This is a genomic window from Micromonospora sp. WMMD1120 (assembly GCF_029626235.1).
Taxonomy (GTDB): Bacteria; Actinomycetota; Actinomycetes; order Mycobacteriales; family Micromonosporaceae; genus Micromonospora.
Genome location: NZ_JARUBO010000005.1, coordinates 2135430 through 2151421, shown reverse-complemented (window position 1 = coordinate 2151421; position 15992 = coordinate 2135430). Strand labels below are relative to the sequence as shown.

General features: G+C 71.6%; 17 protein-coding genes. 6 read left to right on the top strand and 11 right to left on the bottom strand.

All coding sequences use genetic code 11. The features are described 5' to 3' along the window. Positions 1 to 122: 122 nt before the first annotated feature. Positions 123 to 1466 carry an ABC transporter substrate-binding protein gene (locus tag O7634_RS10200; protein WP_278149887.1) on the top strand — a complete coding sequence of 448 codons (1344 nt, stop codon included), beginning with the start codon at positions 123 to 125 and terminating at the stop codon, positions 1464 to 1466. Between the two features lie 64 nt (positions 1467 to 1530). Here the strand turns inward: O7634_RS10200 and O7634_RS10195 are convergent, their stop codons facing one another. Then, a complete protein-coding gene (locus tag O7634_RS10195; RefSeq protein WP_278149886.1) occupies positions 1531 to 2274 on the bottom strand; it encodes an enoyl-CoA hydratase/isomerase family protein in 744 nt (247 codons plus the stop codon). After that, positions 2271 to 3128 (bottom strand): 3-hydroxyacyl-CoA dehydrogenase family protein, encoded by an 858-nt coding sequence (locus O7634_RS10190; RefSeq protein ID WP_278149885.1) that lies wholly within the window; start codon positions 3126 to 3128, stop codon positions 2271 to 2273. The genes O7634_RS10195 and O7634_RS10190 overlap by 4 nt, the downstream gene beginning before the upstream one ends. Positions 3129 to 3304: 176 nt before the next feature. On the opposite strand from O7634_RS10190, the gene O7634_RS10185 reads away from it, so the two are divergent. Further along, the gene (locus O7634_RS10185) at positions 3305 to 3592 is read left to right on the top strand and encodes a hypothetical protein (RefSeq protein WP_278149884.1); all 288 of its coding nucleotides are present in this window, start codon (positions 3305 to 3307) and stop codon (positions 3590 to 3592) included. 49 nt (positions 3593 to 3641) lie between these two features. Here the strand turns inward: O7634_RS10185 and O7634_RS10180 are convergent, their stop codons facing one another. After that, a complete protein-coding gene (locus O7634_RS10180; protein WP_278149883.1) occupies positions 3642 to 4421 on the bottom strand; it encodes a class I SAM-dependent methyltransferase in 780 nt (259 codons plus the stop codon). Between the two features lie 54 nt (positions 4422 to 4475). Between O7634_RS10180 and O7634_RS10175 the strand changes: the two genes are divergently transcribed. After that, positions 4476 to 4865, top strand: coding sequence for a PPOX class F420-dependent oxidoreductase (locus O7634_RS10175; RefSeq protein WP_278149882.1), 390 nt, complete (start codon positions 4476 to 4478; stop codon positions 4863 to 4865). Between the two features lie 73 nt (positions 4866 to 4938). On the opposite strand, the gene O7634_RS10170 is transcribed toward O7634_RS10175, so the two are convergent. Together O7634_RS10170 and O7634_RS10165 are read right to left on the bottom strand one after the other, a co-directional pair. Then, the gene (locus O7634_RS10170) at positions 4939 to 5148 is read right to left on the bottom strand and encodes a BldC family transcriptional regulator (RefSeq protein ID WP_007073996.1); all 210 of its coding nucleotides are present in this window, start codon (positions 5146 to 5148) and stop codon (positions 4939 to 4941) included. A 250-nt stretch (positions 5149 to 5398) separates the two neighbouring features. Then, a complete protein-coding gene (locus O7634_RS10165) occupies positions 5399 to 6238 on the bottom strand; it encodes a hypothetical protein (protein ID WP_278149881.1) in 840 nt (279 codons plus the stop codon). Between the two features lie 193 nt (positions 6239 to 6431). On the opposite strand from O7634_RS10165, the gene O7634_RS10160 reads away from it, so the two are divergent. Then, complete coding sequence (locus O7634_RS10160) at positions 6432 to 7514, top strand: Glu/Leu/Phe/Val dehydrogenase (protein ID WP_278149880.1); 1083 nt, start codon at positions 6432 to 6434, stop codon at positions 7512 to 7514. A gap of 301 nt (positions 7515 to 7815) precedes the next feature. Further along, complete coding sequence (locus O7634_RS10155) at positions 7816 to 8031, top strand: DUF3073 domain-containing protein (RefSeq protein WP_030332207.1); 216 nt, start codon at positions 7816 to 7818, stop codon at positions 8029 to 8031. 137 nt (positions 8032 to 8168) lie between these two features. Here the strand turns inward: O7634_RS10155 and amcA are convergent, their stop codons facing one another. The 5 genes from amcA to O7634_RS10130 form a co-directional block, all read right to left on the bottom strand. After that, complete coding sequence (gene amcA / locus O7634_RS10150) at positions 8169 to 8396, bottom strand: multiple cyclophane-containing RiPP AmcA (protein ID WP_278149879.1); 228 nt, start codon at positions 8394 to 8396, stop codon at positions 8169 to 8171. Continuing rightward, complete coding sequence (amcB, locus tag O7634_RS10145) at positions 8365 to 9468, bottom strand: cyclophane-forming radical SAM peptide maturase AmcB (protein WP_347404311.1); 1104 nt, start codon at positions 9466 to 9468, stop codon at positions 8365 to 8367. Before amcB ends, amcA begins: the two co-directional genes overlap by 32 nt. A gap of 131 nt (positions 9469 to 9599) precedes the next feature. Next, on the bottom strand, positions 9600 to 10754 hold the full coding sequence (purM, locus tag O7634_RS10140) for a phosphoribosylformylglycinamidine cyclo-ligase (RefSeq protein WP_278149877.1): 1155 nt from the start codon (positions 10752 to 10754) through the stop codon (positions 9600 to 9602). A gap of 74 nt (positions 10755 to 10828) precedes the next feature. Beyond that, positions 10829 to 12367, bottom strand: a complete 1539-nt coding sequence (gene purF / locus O7634_RS10135) for an amidophosphoribosyltransferase (RefSeq protein ID WP_278149876.1) — start codon at positions 12365 to 12367, stop codon at positions 10829 to 10831. 168 nt (positions 12368 to 12535) lie between these two features. Continuing rightward, on the bottom strand, positions 12536 to 12889 hold the full coding sequence (locus O7634_RS10130; protein WP_278149875.1) for a sterol carrier family protein: 354 nt from the start codon (positions 12887 to 12889) through the stop codon (positions 12536 to 12538). 161 nt (positions 12890 to 13050) lie between these two features. Between O7634_RS10130 and O7634_RS10125 the strand changes: the two genes are divergently transcribed. Then, entirely contained in the window at positions 13051 to 15027 is a 1977-nt protein-coding gene (locus O7634_RS10125; protein WP_278149874.1) for a carboxypeptidase-like regulatory domain-containing protein, read from the top strand. A 209-nt stretch (positions 15028 to 15236) separates the two neighbouring features. Here O7634_RS10125 and O7634_RS10120 read toward each other — a convergent pair whose 3' ends face one another. After that, the gene (locus O7634_RS10120; RefSeq protein ID WP_278149873.1) at positions 15237 to 15992 is read right to left on the bottom strand and encodes a 2-phosphosulfolactate phosphatase; all 756 of its coding nucleotides are present in this window, start codon (positions 15990 to 15992) and stop codon (positions 15237 to 15239) included.

Below are 15992 nucleotides of genomic sequence, written 5' to 3'. Positions count from 1 at the left end.
CGCCGTTCGTCACTCTCCGTATGTAACGCGAGTTACCTGCGCATTACCACACCTCCACGGTCCCGCCGCAGGCGTCGGCACGCTAATGTGCGCAGCGGACCTTCGCCGGAGGAAGGACGACCATGTTCGTATCGCGCCGCTCGCGGGTGGCCACACTGGCTGCCTGCGCGACGATCCTGCTTGCCACGAGCGCTTGCGGGGATGACAAGGCCAAGGAGGCTGGCACCCAACAGGTGCGGCTCTACGGCACGGACGGCAACATGCTCAACTCCTACCCCGCGGAGTTGAAGGAACGCGCCAGTCTGGTCAACGGGATGAAGGGCACCACGCCGCTGGTCCCGCTGCCGGACGACTTCAAGAGCCGTCTGAAGGCCATCGATCCGGCGTTGACGGACTACCTGTACTCCGCCGAGACGTACGACGCGGTGGTGATCGCCGTGCTCGCCGCCCAGTTGGCCGGCAGCACCGACCCGGCCGCCATCGCGAAGCAGATCGTCGCCGTCACCAACGACGGGCAGCGGTGTGAGGACCCGGTCAGCTGCCTCGCGCTGGCGCGCAACGGCCAGGACATCGAGTACCGCGGCGTGTCGTTGTCCCGCGCGGGCTTCACCGACAAGGGTGAGCCGGCCACCGCGAGCTACGCCACGCTGACCTTCGACGGCCAGCAGATCAACGACGGCAAGACCGAGTTCGTCGGCGCGGGCATCGAGTCGGCGGCCAGCACCAAGACGCCGCCGAGGCCGAAGAAGCAGCGCGCCGGCGGGGACCCGGACCAGGAGCCGCTGAAGCTCGGCGGCCTGCTGCCGAAGACCGGCGACCTGGCGATCGCGTACCCCCCGATGGCCGCCGGCGCCGCGCTGGCCATCAAGGAGGTCAACGCCGCCGGTGGCGCGCTGGGCAAGCCGGTCGCCTGGACCGACGGCGACGACGGCACCAACCCGGCGGTGGCCAAGGCGACGGTGGCCCGGCACGTGACGGCCGGAGTCAGCGTGATCATCGGCGCGGGTGGTTCGGGTATCTCCCGGGCGGTGCTGCCGGACGTGGTGCGGGCCGGCAAGGTTCTCTTCTCGCCCTCGAACACCGACAGCAGCCTGACCGACGTGGAGGACGACGGCCTCTACTTCCGGACCGCGCCCCCGGACAGCCTCCAGGGTCGCGCGCTCGCCGACGTCATCCTCCGCGACGGGTCACAGAAGATCGTCATCGTCGCCCGGAAGGACTCCTACGGCGAGGGCCTCCAGGCCACCGTCCGCGAGGAGCTGGAGAAGGCCGGTGTCGCCGGCGACCGGCTCAAGCTGCTGACGTACGAACCGCCGGCCGACGCCAAGGCGGCTCCGGTCGACTTCAGCGGCGGCGCTAAGGAGATCAAGGACTTCGGCGCGGACGCCGTGCTGATCATCGGCTTCGGCGAGTCCGCCCAGGTGATCCGTGGCCTGGCCGAGGCCGGGGTGCAGATCCGGCAGTAGGACGAACCCGGCCCACGACGGCCGCACCGGCAGCACGCCGGTGCGGCCGTTCTGTCTCCCGGGATCAGCGGGACCGGCGGCGGTCCAGGAACTCGGTCATCCGCCGGCGCTTCTCCTCGTCCTCGAAGAGCACCGCCTGACTGACCAGGTCGAGCTGCGGGTGCGCGGCGGCGGGCGCGTCCACCGCCAGCTTGGTCAGCCGCAACGCCAACGGCGAGCCCAGGGCGATCTCGTCCAACAGCGCGTGCGCCACCACCGGCAGCTCCTCAGGCTCCTCCACCACCCGGTTCACCAGGCCGATCCGCAGCGCCTCCGCGGCGTCCACCCGCCGGCCGGTGAAGAGCAGCTCCTTGGCCCGGCCCTCACCGATCAGCGCGGGCAGCCGGTGGGTCGCGCCGGCGCCGGCCAGGATGCCCAACCGCACCTCCGGCTGACCGAAGACCGCCCGGGCCGTGCACACCCGCAGGTCGCAGGCGTACGCCAGCTCCGCCCCACCGCCCAGCGCCGGCCCGTCCACGGCAGCCACTGTCGGCATCGGCAGCGCCCGGATCCGGGCGAAGGCGGCCGAGTTGATCGCGGCGAGCGCGTCGGCGCGCCCCCGTTCGCGGAGCTGACCGATGTCGGCGCCCCCGGCGAAGATGCCCGTCGTGCCGCCGGTGAGCAGCAGCAGCCGGGGACGCGCCTCCAGCTCTGCGCAGACCTCGTGCAACTCGGCGATCAGGTCGGCGTCGATGGCGTTGCGCTTCTCCGGCCGGTCGAGGGTGACCACCAGCCGGTCCGGGCGCTCCTCGATCCGCAGCCCACTCATTGCTTCACCCCGTCTTTCCACTGGTAGAAGCCATGCCCCGACTTCTTACCGAGCCGCCCCTGCGCGACCAGCTCCTCCAGCAGCGGCGGTGGCGCGAACCGGTCCCCGTACGCGGCCTGGAGGGTTCGGGCGATGTCCAGCCGCACGTCGAGGCCGACCAGGTCGGTGAGTTCCAACGGGCCGATCGGGTGCCGGTAGCCCAGCACCATCGCCTTGTCGATGTCCGCCGGGCTGGCCACCCCGTCGGCGACCATCCGGATCGCCTCCAGCCCGAGGGTGACCCCGAGTCGGGAGGTGGCGAAGCCGGGCAGGTCGCGTACGACAACGGGGTCCTTGCCCAACCGGCCGGCGAGCGCGACGGCCGCGGCGGTGGTGTCGTCGGCGGTGGCCGGGCCCACCACGATCTCCAGCAGCGTCATCGCCCAGACCGGGTTGAAGAAGTGCAGGCCGAGGAAGCGCTCGGGAGCGTCCAGTCCGGCGGCCAGCTCGCCGATGGCGATGCTGGAGGTGTTGCTGCCCAGCAGCGCCGGGCGCAGCGCGGCGGCGTCCCGCAGCACCGCGCGCTTCAGGTCCAGGCGCTCGGGCACCGCCTCCACGATCACCTCGGGCGCCTCGGCGACCTCGGCGAGGGTGGGGCGCAGCGTCACCCGCTGCCGGTTCGCGGCGGCCTCGTCGGCGCTCAGCCTGCCGCGCTGCACGGCGCGCTCCCACAGGTCGGCGAGCCGGTTCAGCGCCGTCGCGCCGCGCGCGGGGTCCACCTCGACCAGCTCCACCGTGTGCCCGGCGCCGGCCGCCACGTACGCGATGCCGAGCCCCATGGTGCCGGCCCCGACGACCACGAAACGATCGCTCATCACGCCTCCCTCTCCGGCCCGCCGGCGTGCGGGGTCACCGCGGCGTCGACCCGGGTCTTCCGACCGCTCCGTTCGCTCATGGTGCGACCCTATTCAGCACGACGATCCGGCCATGCGTGGGGGAGCGCGGGATCGGGTACTGACGGCCTGTCAACCGAGGGAAGGACCGCATCGACATGAGCCAGGCACCGGAGAGCGTCACCGATACCGAGATCGTGGAGACCCGGGGCGACGAGCGGGTCGAACTGCTGCGCGCGGACACCAACAACGACGGCCAGACCGACGTGTGGGTGGTGGACACCGACGGCGACGGCAAGGCCGACCTGTTCCAGTTCGACACCGACGGTGACGGCAAGGTGGACATCACCATGGTCGACATCGACGAGGACGGCACCCCGGACGAGGTCGTCGACGGCGACGGCGGCCTCCCGCCCGAGCAGCTTCCCCCGACCGTCCAGGTCTGAGGCGTACGGCGGCCCCGGCGCTCGGCACCGTCGGGCGCCGGGGCCGCGCTCAGCGCCCGAGGCGCAGGGTGGCGAGGTAGTAGGGCGCGTCGCGGTCGTCCACGTCGGTCAGCCGCCAGCCGCTGCCGTGCACCAGCTCGGCGAACTCGTCGGCCGAGCAGACCAGGTAGTCGAACCACTCGGTGCCCAACTCCCGGTAGCGCAGCCGCAGGCGCAGCTGGCCGCCCAGCCGGCCGCGTCGACGGTTGCGCTCGTGGTAGCCGGTGTGCACCGGGTCGCGGGTGCCGTACGGGTCGGTGCCCTGCGCGATGATCCGCGCTCCCGGCCGGGCCAGCGCGGCGAGCGCCGCCAGCAGCTCCGGTGCCCGCTCCCGCCCCTCGAACAGTCCGAGATTGTTGCCGAGCAGCAGGAACGTGTCGTACCGCGCGTTGTCGGCCACGTGCGTGTCGACGGTGCCGTGCACCAGCCGCCGCACCCCACGACGCCGGCTCACCTCCAGCGCGCCCGCCGAGGTGTCCAGCCCGGTGACCGGCACTCCGCGCTCCTGGAGCAGCAGCGCGATCCGGCCGGCGCCGGTGCCGATGTCGAGCGTCTCGCCCTCGGCCCGCTCCACCGCCCGGTGGTCGTACGGTTGCCAGTGCGCCGGCCCGTCCAGGTAGTGCGCTGCCGGCGCACCGTTGATCAGACCGTCGTCCCGCTCGATGATCTCGATGACCGGTCGCGGCAGTCGACCGCCGACGAGCGGTCGGGGTCCCACGCCGGTGGCCACCGCGAGGGTGTCCCGCAGCAGCTCGCCGACCACGTCACCGATTCGAGGCTGCGCCGTCACGACGTTCACGCTATCCGACCACTCAGCGGCCCACCGCGGTCGTATCCTGGCGGCGTGACCGCGCTGGACCGACTGTCGGCCGAGAAGTACATCCTGCTCACGACCTTCCGCAGGGACGGTCGGGCGGTGCCGACCCCGGTCTGGGCGGTACGCGACGGTGACGCGTTGGCGGTCTGGACCCGGGCCGACTCCGGCAAGGTGAAGCGGATCCGCAACAACGGCGCGGTGACTGTGGCCCCGTGCGACGTGCGGGGCCGGCCACACGGCGCGGAGCTGCCGGCGCGCGCCACGCTCTACGGGAGCGGCGACACCGGTCGGGTCCGCGACCTGTTGAAACACAAGTACCGGCTGATCGGTCGGCTGAGTCTGCTGGGCAGCCGGCTCCGCCGGGGCGAGGGCGGGACCGTCGGCATCCGGTTGACGCTGACCGAGGGGCAGCGCTGACCCAGCGCGGACATGGTCAGGGGCGGCGGATCGAGATCCACCGCCCCTGACCGGAAACTATGTCGCTGCTGGCTCAGTCGCCCTGCCGCTGCTGCGGGATCTGGCCCTGCAACAGCGCCCTGACCTCCGACTCGCGGTAGCGACGGTGGCCACCCAGGGTGCGGATGGCGCTGAGCTTGCCCGCCTTGGCCCACCGGGTCACCGTCTTCGGGTCGACACGGAACATCGACGCCACCTCGGCCGGTGTGAGCAGCGGCTCTGGTTCGTGCGTTCGCGATGCCATCGGTCACTCCTCCACATGTATAGACATCGGCCGGGGTCCCGCCGGCCGACGCGTCTCCCATGGTCCGGCTAGTCCCCGATGTCCGACATGGGCCGAACGGATGAAGGTCCCTAGACGGACGGATGAACCATGCCCGATTTTTACGACTTTTACACGTCAGAAAGTACCTTATTCGGACTCATGATCACGGTTCGTGATGCGTCAACTACGAGCGCCCCTCACCTTGGGAGCGCTCCAACGGGGATATGCCCTAGTTGCACCGCTCGAGCAGCTGCACCGCACGCCATCGGGCCACCAACTTGTCGTACGCGGCGGACGCCTCCTCGGCCTCCCCACGGGACAGCCCGGCCAGGCCACTGGCGACCAGCTCGGGCGAGTCGTCGGCGGCCAGCGTCTCGTCCGAGAGCAGGTCGACGAGACCGCCGTAGTCCAACTCGACCACCGACCGCGGATGGAACTCCTCCAGCCAGCGGGCCGCCTCCTCCACCGCCTCGGTGATCGGCGCCTCGCCCACCGACTTGCGCAACACCGACAGCGCCCGCGACGAGCGCCGTCGTGCCTTGGATATCTCGGTGCGGTAGCGCAGCGCCCGCCGACCGGGCTGGGTGACCAGGTCGCGCTCCCCCGGATCGAAGAGCACGAACCACCGCAGCGGCACCCCCCAGGTGGCGATCTGCTCGTGCACCCGGGGCACCCCGTGCTCCAGCACCCGGGCGCCACTGCGCCAGTCGTCCACCACCGCCCGCGCCTGACCGGCGAGCACCGGCGGCACGAAAGCGTCGGCGAGCACCGAGGGCACCCCGTCCCGGGCGCTGAGCGCCGCCTCGGCGACCCGGATCCGCAGGTTCCACGGGCAGACCAGGAGGCTGTCGTCCGACTCCAGGACGTACGCCTCCTCCGGCAGGTCCGGCAGTCGGGTCCAGCCGGCGCCGAGCGCCTCGATCACCGCCGTCCGCTGGCGACCGGGGCCCTCGACCGGGGCGACCGCGCGCCCCTCCGAGACGTAGCGGCGCCAGTAGCTCTGCCGGTCCCGGTCGAAGGCGGCCAATGGTTCGTACACGCGCAGGTAAGAAGCGAAGAGCGACGGCACCGCGCGATCCTCCCACGAACCGCACCGGTACGCGGCCAGCGGCCGGAGCGCGCGCGCCGCAACGTGGGACGGCGCTGCCGCGTCGAACGCCCGCGCGGGCACCGATACTAGGCTCGATCACACCGGCAGCATCCCCGCCGGGGTACATCCAGGTCCGCGTCCCACAAGGGCGCACCCACCGTAGGAGCCAGTCATGGGCGTATTCGCGAGCACCGACGACCCGGCGTCGGCCGGTCACGAACAGGTCGTGTTCTGCCAGGACAAGCAGAGCGGCCTGAAGGCGATCATCGGGATCTACTCCACCGCGCTGGGGCCGGCGCTCGGCGGCACCCGCTTCTACCCGTACGCGAGCGAGGACGAGGCCCTCGCCGACGTGCTCGACCTGTCCCGCGGGATGGCGTACAAGAACGCGCTCGCGGGTCTTGACCTGGGCGGCGGCAAGGCCGTCATCTGGGGTGACCCGGAGGAGCTCAAGAGCGAGGCGTTGCTGCGCGCGTACGGCCGCTTCGTGGAGTCGCTGGGCGGCCGCTACTACACCGCCTGCGACGTCGGCACCTACGTCCCCGACATGGACGTGGTGGCCCGGGAGACCCGCTACGTCACCGGGCGCAGCGTGGAGCACGGCGGAGCGGGCGACTCGTCGATCCTGACCGCCTGGGGCGTCTTCCAGGGCATGCGGGCGGCGGCCGAGCACGTGTGGGGCACCCCGAGCCTGCGGGGCCGGCGGGTCGGCGTGGCCGGCCTGGGCAAGGTCGGCAAGTACCTCACCGGGCACCTGCTGGAGGACGGCGCCGAGGTGGTCGCCACCGACGTCAACCCAAAGGCGCTGGCCTGGGTCCGTACCAACCACCCGCAGGTCAGCCTGGTGGACGACGCGAGCGCGCTGGTCGCGGCCGACATCGACGTGTACGCCCCGTGCGCGCTGGGCGGCGCCCTGAACGACGACACCGTGCCGGCGCTGCGCGCCAAGGTGGTCGCCGGGGCGGCGAACAACCAACTCGCCCACCCCGGCATCGAGAAGCTGCTCGCGGACCGAGGCATCCTCTACGCCCCGGACTACGTGGTCAACGCGGGCGGCGTGATCCAGGTGGCCGACGAGATCGAGGGCTTCAACTTCGACCGGGCCAAGCTGCGGGCGACCCGGATCTACGACACCACCCGCGAGATCCTGCGCCTGGCCGACGCCGAGGGGGTGCCGCCGGCGGTGGCCGCCGACCGGCTGGCGGAGCGGCGGATGGCGGACGTCGGTCGGCTCCGCGCGATCCACCTCCGCTGAGCGCTTCCGGGGGCGGGTCGACCGGATCCGCCTCCGGGCCTCCTGCGCGAGCGCGGCTCGGTAGGCTGGGGCCCGGTCCGTTTCTGCTGCGGTTTGTCCGGTGTCACGGGTGCCAAACGCTCCGCTCCTTACCCGGTACACTGGGTGATGGCCGGATCGACGCGACGCGCAGACCCGGCTGACGGTAACCCGAGGTGCCGAACGGTGGCATCCCCATGTACCGTAAGAGCCACGAGAGATGCCTGACGTCATCGGGGCCCGCCTTCGGGCTGCCCCGCATTCTGTGCGAGGGGGTCGAGCCATGGGGCGCGGCCGTGCTAAGGCCAAGCAGACGAAGGTGGCCCGGGAGTTGAAGTACCACTCCCCGAACACCGACCTCACCGCCTTGCAGCGCGAACTGGCGGGTGCTGGTAAGTCTGAGCACCACTTCGACGACGACTCTAAAGAGTTCGTCGACGACGATGATGAGGATCACGCGGACGACGACCCGGATCCCTGGGTTCGTCCGACCCGCTGACCTCTCGACGCAGCTGAGCACGCGGTAGCCCCCGCGTGCTCACGCACGTTCCGTGCGGGTGCAGTCGCCGACGATCAGGGGCCTGGCCCGACCCGGAGCCAATCCGGCACTCGGCAGGCCCCTGACAACGGCAGCCGTCAGCGCGGTCGGTTGTTCCAGTTGTAGAACGTCGGGATGTTCTCGAAGTGGTTCCACGCGCAGACGGCGCTGGCGTCACCCCCGCCCGACACCTCCGAGCGCATCCGACGCGCGTCCTCGGCCTCCTGGAGCAACGCGACGAGCGCTGGCGCTACCTCCCGCACCCGTTCGGTGACTCCGTCGTTCGCTGCGTGCTCACGCCGTCGGTGACTCGTGGTCTCGGGCATGCTCCAACACTCCCTCCAATAGGCGGATCTTGCTGTTGCGGCAGTGCTCGGTCTCCGTACCGTCAAAACGCCCCAGCTCGAAGTACCGGTTGGCCGCGTGGCCACCGCCACAGAAGCCGAAGTACGGGCAGGAGGCCCGGCACGCCTCCACCCCGGCCAGGAACTCGCCGACCCACGGCGTCGTCGCCGCCCGGCCGAGGATGTCCGCCAGTGGGGTGGTCAGCACGTTGCCGCTGCTGAAATCGCCATAGCGAGGATCGGTGAAGCCGGCCAACTCCGGCGAGAGCACGACCACCGACCCGTCGTGACCGATGGTGGGGATCGGGTCCAACTGGCGGGGCAGCACCGCGTCCGCGGAGTTGTCGAGCACCGCCGCGGCGTACCGCAACGACCACTCGACCTCCCGAAGGTGAATCCGGGGCGCACGGCGCCACGCCGCGACCAGCTCCGCCCAGAACGCGGTCACCGCCGCCGGGTCGTTGCGGTTGTCCCGGGTGTTGACGCCCTCGGTCTCCTCGATGTTGATGCCCAGCACGTCACAGCCCAGGTCGAGGAAGTAGTCGTACAGCTCGGTGGCGAGCCCCGGCTGCGGCCGGGACACCACAGCGAGCGCGGAGAACGGCAGACCACGGCGGCGCAGCACCGCCACCCCGCGCACGATCCGGTCGTACGCCGGCCGGCCGGCACGGTTGACCCGATCGCCGTTGCGCGCCCGGGGCCCGTCCACGCTCACGCTCACCCGCACCTGGTGCCGATCGAAGAAATCGCACCAGTCGTCGTCGATCAGGGTGGCGTTCGTCTGCACGTGGTGCTCGACCTCGGGCCCGAACGGGGCCATCAGGGCGGCCAGGTGCTCCCGACCGGCCGCCAACGGCTCGCCGCCGTGCCACACCACGGAGAACCGGCCCGCCCTGGCCCAGGGGTTGACGGTCGCCGCCACCGCCTCGGCCACCGCCACCGGCATCGGTCTGTCGTCCGCACGAAACGGCAGGTAGCAGTAGGCGCAGTCGAGATTGCAGAGCGTGGTGGGCTGCATGACGACGTACGACGGGATGGCCGCCAGACCGCGCATCCCGCTGAACGACTGTCCCCGAGCAGCCATCGCCCTCCTCCACCTAGCCTGAGGGGTGCCCTTCAGGCTAGGCGGCATGAGCCACTCGGGTGAAGCCCTGATCAGGTGCCCGTACGATCACCAGAAAGTGATCATCCTCGGGTGTGCTGGCCGACCATCTGCACGTTGCCGGTGCCCTCGATGATCTCGCCGGCCTGCCACGCCTCGACCCCACGGCCGGTCAGCGTGGCCAGCGCCCGGTCGGCGTCCTCGGCCGACACGATCGCGAACATGCCGACGCCCATGTTGAAGGTCGACTCCATCTCCTGGTCGTCGATGCGGCCCTTCGACTGGATCAGGTCGAAGATCGGCTGCGGCTTCCAGGTGGACCGGTTGACCACCGCGTCGACGTTCTCGGGCAGCACCCGGACCAGGTTGCCGGGGATACCGCCACCGGTGATGTGCGACAGCGCCCGCACCTCGGCCTCGGCGATCAGCTTGAGGCAGTCCTTGGCGTAGATCTTGGTCGGGGTGAGCAGCTCCTCGCCCAGGGTGCGCTGCCGGCCGAAGTCGTCGATCACGATGTCCAGACGCATCCGGGCCGCGCCGAGCAGCACGTGCCGCACCAGCGAGTAGCCGTTGGAGTGCAGACCGGACGAGCGCATGGCGATCACCACGTCACCCACCTCGACCCGCTCGGGGCTGAGGATGTCTGCCTCCTCGACCACCCCGACGCCGGTCGCGGAGATGTCGTACTCGTCCGGGCGCAGCACGCCGGGGTGCTCGGCGGTCTCCCCACCCAGCAGGGCGCAGCCGGCGTAGCGGCAGCCGTCGGCGATGCCCGCGCCGATCTCGGCGACCTTGTCCGGAACGACCTCGCCGGTGGCGATGTAGTCGAGCAGGAACAGCGGCTCGGCGCCGCAGGCCACCAGGTCGTCCACGACCATCGCGACCAGGTCGATGCCGACCGTGTCGTGGATGTCCATCTGCTGGGCGATCACCAGCTTGGTGCCCACGCCGTCAGTGGAGGACGCGAGGATCGGGTTCTTGTACTTCTTCGTGTCCAGCCGGAACAGACCGGCGAACCCACCGAGGTCACCGAGCACCTCGGGACGGCGGGTCTGGCGCACCTTCGACTTGAGCAGCTCCACCGCGCGGTCGCCCGCGTCGATGGAGACCCCGGCGTCGGCGTACGAGACCGAGCGCTTGCGCGGCTGGCGGCCAGCGCCGGCCGTCCAGGGCTGGCGGTCACCACCGGCGCCGGTCGGGCTGCTTCCTGCGCCGCTGCGCTCGGACACGTGCGTCACGGTTCTCCCCTTTGTTTCTCGGTGCCGCGTTTCTCGGTGCCGCGCCGGCGGTGGCCGGGCCGCGCCGGTTGGTGCTACGGGCGGTTTGCGGTAACGCCACCCGGAGTGGCGACGGACGAGCCGTTGGTGCGCGGGGCCTCCGGCGTCGAGTTGGCGACCCGTCGACCCACCCCTTCGAGCACGTGCTTGCCGATCAGGTTGCCGGCCGGCAACTCGATCGGGTATTCACCATCGAAACACGCCCGACACAGCCGGGTCTTCGGCTGCTCGGTCGCGGCGATCAGGCCGGGAAGCGAGACGTAACCCAGCGTGTCGGCGCCGATGGAGCGCCGGATGCCGTCGTTGTCCAACCCGTTGGCCAGCAGCTCCGCCCGGGTGGCGAAGTCGATGCCGTAGAAGCACGGCCAGCTGACCGGCGGGGAGGAGATCCGGACGTGGACCTCAAGCGCACCCGCCTCGCGCAGCATCCGCACGATGGCGCGCTGGGTGTTGCCGCGCACGATCGAGTCGTCCACGACCACCAACCGCTTGCCCCGGACGTTCTCCCGCAGCGGATTGAGCTTGAGCCGGATGCCGAGCTGCCGGAGGGTCTGCGACGGTTGGATGAAGGTGCGCCCGACATAGGGGTTCTTCATCAGGCCGGCGCCGTAGGTGATGCCGGACGCCTCCGCGTAGCCGATCGCGGCCGGGGTGCCCGACTCGGGCACCGGAATCACCAGGTCGGCCTCGACGGGGTGCTCCTTGGCCAACTGCCGGCCGATCTGCACCCGTGCCGCGTGGACGTTGCGGCCGGCGATCGTGGCGTCCGGGCGGGCGATGTAGACGTACTCGAAGAGGCAGCCCTTCGGCTCCGGCGCGGCGAAGCGGGTCGAGCGCAGCCCGTTCTCGTCGATCGCAATCAGCTCACCGGGCTCGACCTCGCGCACCACGCTGGCGCCGACGATGTCCAGTGCGGCAGTCTCGCTGGCCACCACCCAACCGCGCTCCAGGCGGCCGAGCACCAGCGGACGGACACCGTGCGGGTCGCGGGCCGCGTAGAGCGTCGACTCGTCCATGAACACGAAGCTGAACGCGCCACGCAGTTGGGGCAGCACCTCCAGCGCCGCCGCCTCGACCGACAGGTCCGGTCGGCCGGCGAGCAGCATCGTCACCAGAGAGGTGTCGTTCGTCGAGCCGTCGGCGATGAGGCCGCGCTCGGCGACCTCCTTCTCCAGCTCGGCGGTGTTGACCAGGTTGCCGTTGTGGGCCAGCGCGATGGTCGTGCCCGAGGTGGTCGAGCGGATGGTCGGCTGGGCGTTTTCCCAGTTTGACGCGCCGGTGGTGGAGTAGCGGGCGTGCCCGATCGCCACGTGACCGCGCAGGCTCGCCAGGGTCGGCTCGTCGAAGACCTGGGCCACCAGGCCGAGATCCTTGTAGACCACCACACCGGAGCCGTCGCTGACGGCGATGCCCGCCGCCTCCTGACCACGGTGCTGGAGGGCGTAGAGGCCGAAGTAGGTCAGGTTGGCGACCTCTTCGCCGGGGGCCCAGACGCCGAAGACGCCACAGGCGTCCTGGGGGCCGGGTCGTTGGGGGTCAAGGTCGTGGCTCAGCCGGCCGTCGCCTCGGGGCACCTACCGCTCCCTCATGCTGGTCTGGACCGGCCGGGTGGGAATCACTTGCCGATCCACACTCCGCTGCCGGGACCACTGTCATCGCCTGACAGTGTACGCGAATCGCTGTCGGCACAGTAAGTCACGATTTCGTCACTCACAGTCACCACAGGTTGGACATCCGGTCCGCTAGAGCGGCAGGTAGGCCGAGAGGTCCGCCCGGTTCCCGCTCACCTGAACGCGACCCTCAGTGACCGCCACATCCCAGTCGAGTAGCCCGGTCGCCACCCGCAACCAGGTATCCGGGGACATCTCGACCACATTCGGCGGGTTTCCTCTGGTGTGTCGAGGCCCGGGTACGCACTGGATCGCACCGTATGGTGGAACGCGCACCTCCACCGATCGGCCGGGGGCGCGCTCCGCGAGGACGGCCAACAACGACCGGACCGCCTCTCGGAACACCGGCCGTTCGGGCGTACGCCCCTCGTCGAGCGCCGACAACGCCGCCACAACGGCGGCGGACTTACTGTGCGGAGAGGACACGACGGGACGATACGACTCCCAGGCCGGACACCCGACGCTGGCCCTGGGTCGCGCTGACGCAGTCGGACAAGGCATAGTTGCCGACGGCGTATTCGTACCGTGATGATCCCCGGCCCGGCGCCCCGCCGGTCAGAGGGAAGTCAGCCCGGAAGGCGGTGGACGTGTCAACACACCGACGTGCCTGGAAGCAGCGGGCCGGTGTGGTCGTAGCGCTGGTTGCCGGCGCTCTGCTCGCCGTCCCCGCCACACCGGCAATGGCCGCAGACGTCGAGGTCTCGCCCGGCTCGGTCACCGTGAACGCCGGCAGCGACGCCACGATCACCGTGCGCGTCACGGCGGGTAACGGTGACGAGAAAGCCACGATCAGTCTCGCCGGCCTCCCCTCGGGCGTCCGCTGCGCGAGTGGTTGCGGCGAGGTCGACCTCCAGGGGTTGGGCAACCCGACGAAGTCGGTGCTGGTCCGGATCGCCGCCGCCGACAACGCCGGCGACGCCACCGCGACGGCCACGGTGGCCGTCGAGGCCGAGTCGGGACCGGACACCGCCACCGTCGCGCTGACCGTGAAGGCAAAGGCCGCCGCTCCGCCGCCGCCACAGAACGAGACAGTGCGGTCGATCTCCGGCAAGGTGATCTCGCAGGCCGACAGCAGGCCCGTCGCGAACGCGGTGGTCATGCTCCAGGACAGCACCGGCCGGCGGTACGACACCACGAGCAACGGCAGCGGCGACTTCCGGTTCAACGGGACGTCCGACCGGCGGATCGCGCCCGGCCGCATCGACCTGGGCGCCTCCTTCGACAGCGTGGTGGCCACCAAGTCCATCAACGCCGCCGCCGGACAGTCCATCAGCGGCCAGCGGATCAGCCTGGCGCTCAGGGTCGAGACGACGCCGAGCGCCACCCCCTCCGCCACCCCGGAGGCCACGCCCTCCGAGGAGGTGGCCGAGGAGGGTGCCGAGGAGCAGCCCAGCGAGGAGGCCAGCGCCGGCGCCCCGGCGAACGCCTCGAACAACGAGGACAGCGGCGGCGGCATCGGCTCGTACCTGATCATCCTGCTCGGCGGTCTCCTGGTGGCCGCCGGCGTCGGCACGATCGTGCTGCTCTGGATGAAGCGCAGGGAGAACGGCGACGACGACGCTCCGGCGGCGACCGGCGCCGGCGGTGTGGTGCCTCCGGCGCGCGGCGGGTTCCGCGGCGCCGACGACCAGACCCGGGTGGTCGGTGGCCGCCCCGGCGGCGCGGACCCGACGATGGTCGGTGGCGCGGCGCTGAGCGAGGCGCCGACGATGATGCACCGCCCGGTGGTCGACGACGTCCCGCCGGACCCGTACGGCGCGCCGGCCCCGACCTACGGCGGCGCGGGCCAGCAGGGCTGGGCCGGCGGCGGCTACGGCGACGAGCCGGCCGGCGGCGGTTACGGCGCCGGCGGTTACGGCAACGCGCCCGCGTCCGGCGGCGGCTACGGCGCCCCGGCCGGCGCCGACGGTGCCTACGGCGCCGGCTACGGCGGCGCGCCGACCTCCGGTGGCGGTTACGGCAACGAGCCGGCCTCCGGTGGTGGCTACGGCGGCCGGGACTACGACGCCCCGGCCGGGACCGCCGCCTACCCACCGGCTCCCGCTGGCGCCGGGGGCTACGGCGAGCAGCGGTACGACGAGCCGACCGGTCGGTACAACGGCGACAACACGCAGTACCCGGCTCCCGCCGACCCGTACGCGACCGGGGTCTACCAGCCCGAGCAGGCGCAGGGGTACGGCCAGCCCGACGCCACTCCGTACGCCGGTCGGGCGGCCGAGTCGACCGGCGGCTACGGCGCTGGCGAGTCCGGCGGCTACGGCCAGGGTGGCTACGGCCAACAGGCCGGCGGCGGGTACGACCAGGGCGGCGGCTACGGCCAGGAACCCCCGCAGCAACGCGGCGGCTACGACGACCGCGGCTACGACCAGGGCGGCTACGGCCAACAGGCCGGCGGCGGGTACGACCAGGGCGGCGGCTACGGCCAGGAACCCCCGCAACAGCGCGGCGGCTACGACGACCGCGGCTACGACCAGGGCGGCTACGGCCAACAGGGCGGCCGGAACCGGCCGGACAACCCGCCGACCGAGCGGGGCGGTCGACGCCTCGACTGGCTGGACGACTGACCCACCCCCACCCACCCCACCCACCCCACCCACCACAGCACCGCGACGCGGCCATCCGGATCTCCGGGTGGCCGCGTCGCTCTCTCACAAGACCAACCCGACCCTCCGCGTCGATCTTGCAGTTTCGGTGGCCTTTACGCGCGGAAAGTCCCCTATGCCGGGACAGAAACTGCAAGATCGGCGCGAGTCAGGGGCGGGTCAGGGGCGGGTCAGGCTGCGGAGAAGACGCCTTGGCGCAGCACGGGGACGACGTTCGACACGCCGATCCGGACCGCGATTTCCACGTCTGCGGCGAAGCCGCTCTCGGTCAACTCCCGCCCGGAGACACTGCCCCGCACCGCCGCCGGGACGTCCGGCGTGCTCGCCAGCGCGGCGAGCGCCATGGCCGCCTCCACCGAGAGCCCACCCGGCACACCGGAGAGGGCGTCCAGGACGGAGGCGGCGCCGAGCTGGTCCTCCACGGACGGGCGCAGCGACCCGTCCGGCCACCGCTCACCCGAGGCGACCACGCCGATCGGCGCGTCTGCCGTCCCGTACCCCTGGCGGCGCAGCCAATGCCCGACGGCGCGTGCGTTACGCAGACACGCCGCCACCACCGGCAGACCGGTGGCGCTGGCGGCGGCGCTGATGGCGGAGCCGTTCGGTGACGGCAGCACCAGGTCGCTGACCACCGGTGCGCTGCTCAGCGCGGCGGGCGACAGCGACCACGGATGCGCCGCTGTCACCTGGCGCCGACCGACGGCGGCGACCGCGCCGACCCGCACCGCGTAGTCGGCGGCCTGCTCGCCCCAGGGGAACGGGTGCACCCGCATGCCACGGGCAACCGCGACCTCCACGGCGGTGGTGAACGACAACACGTCCACCACCACCAGCGCGGCGCACACCCGACCGAGTTCGGCTGCCCCGGTCAGCCCCCAGTCGAACCGGGCACCGGAACCGGGTTGGCCGTAAACGGTGGCAGCCAC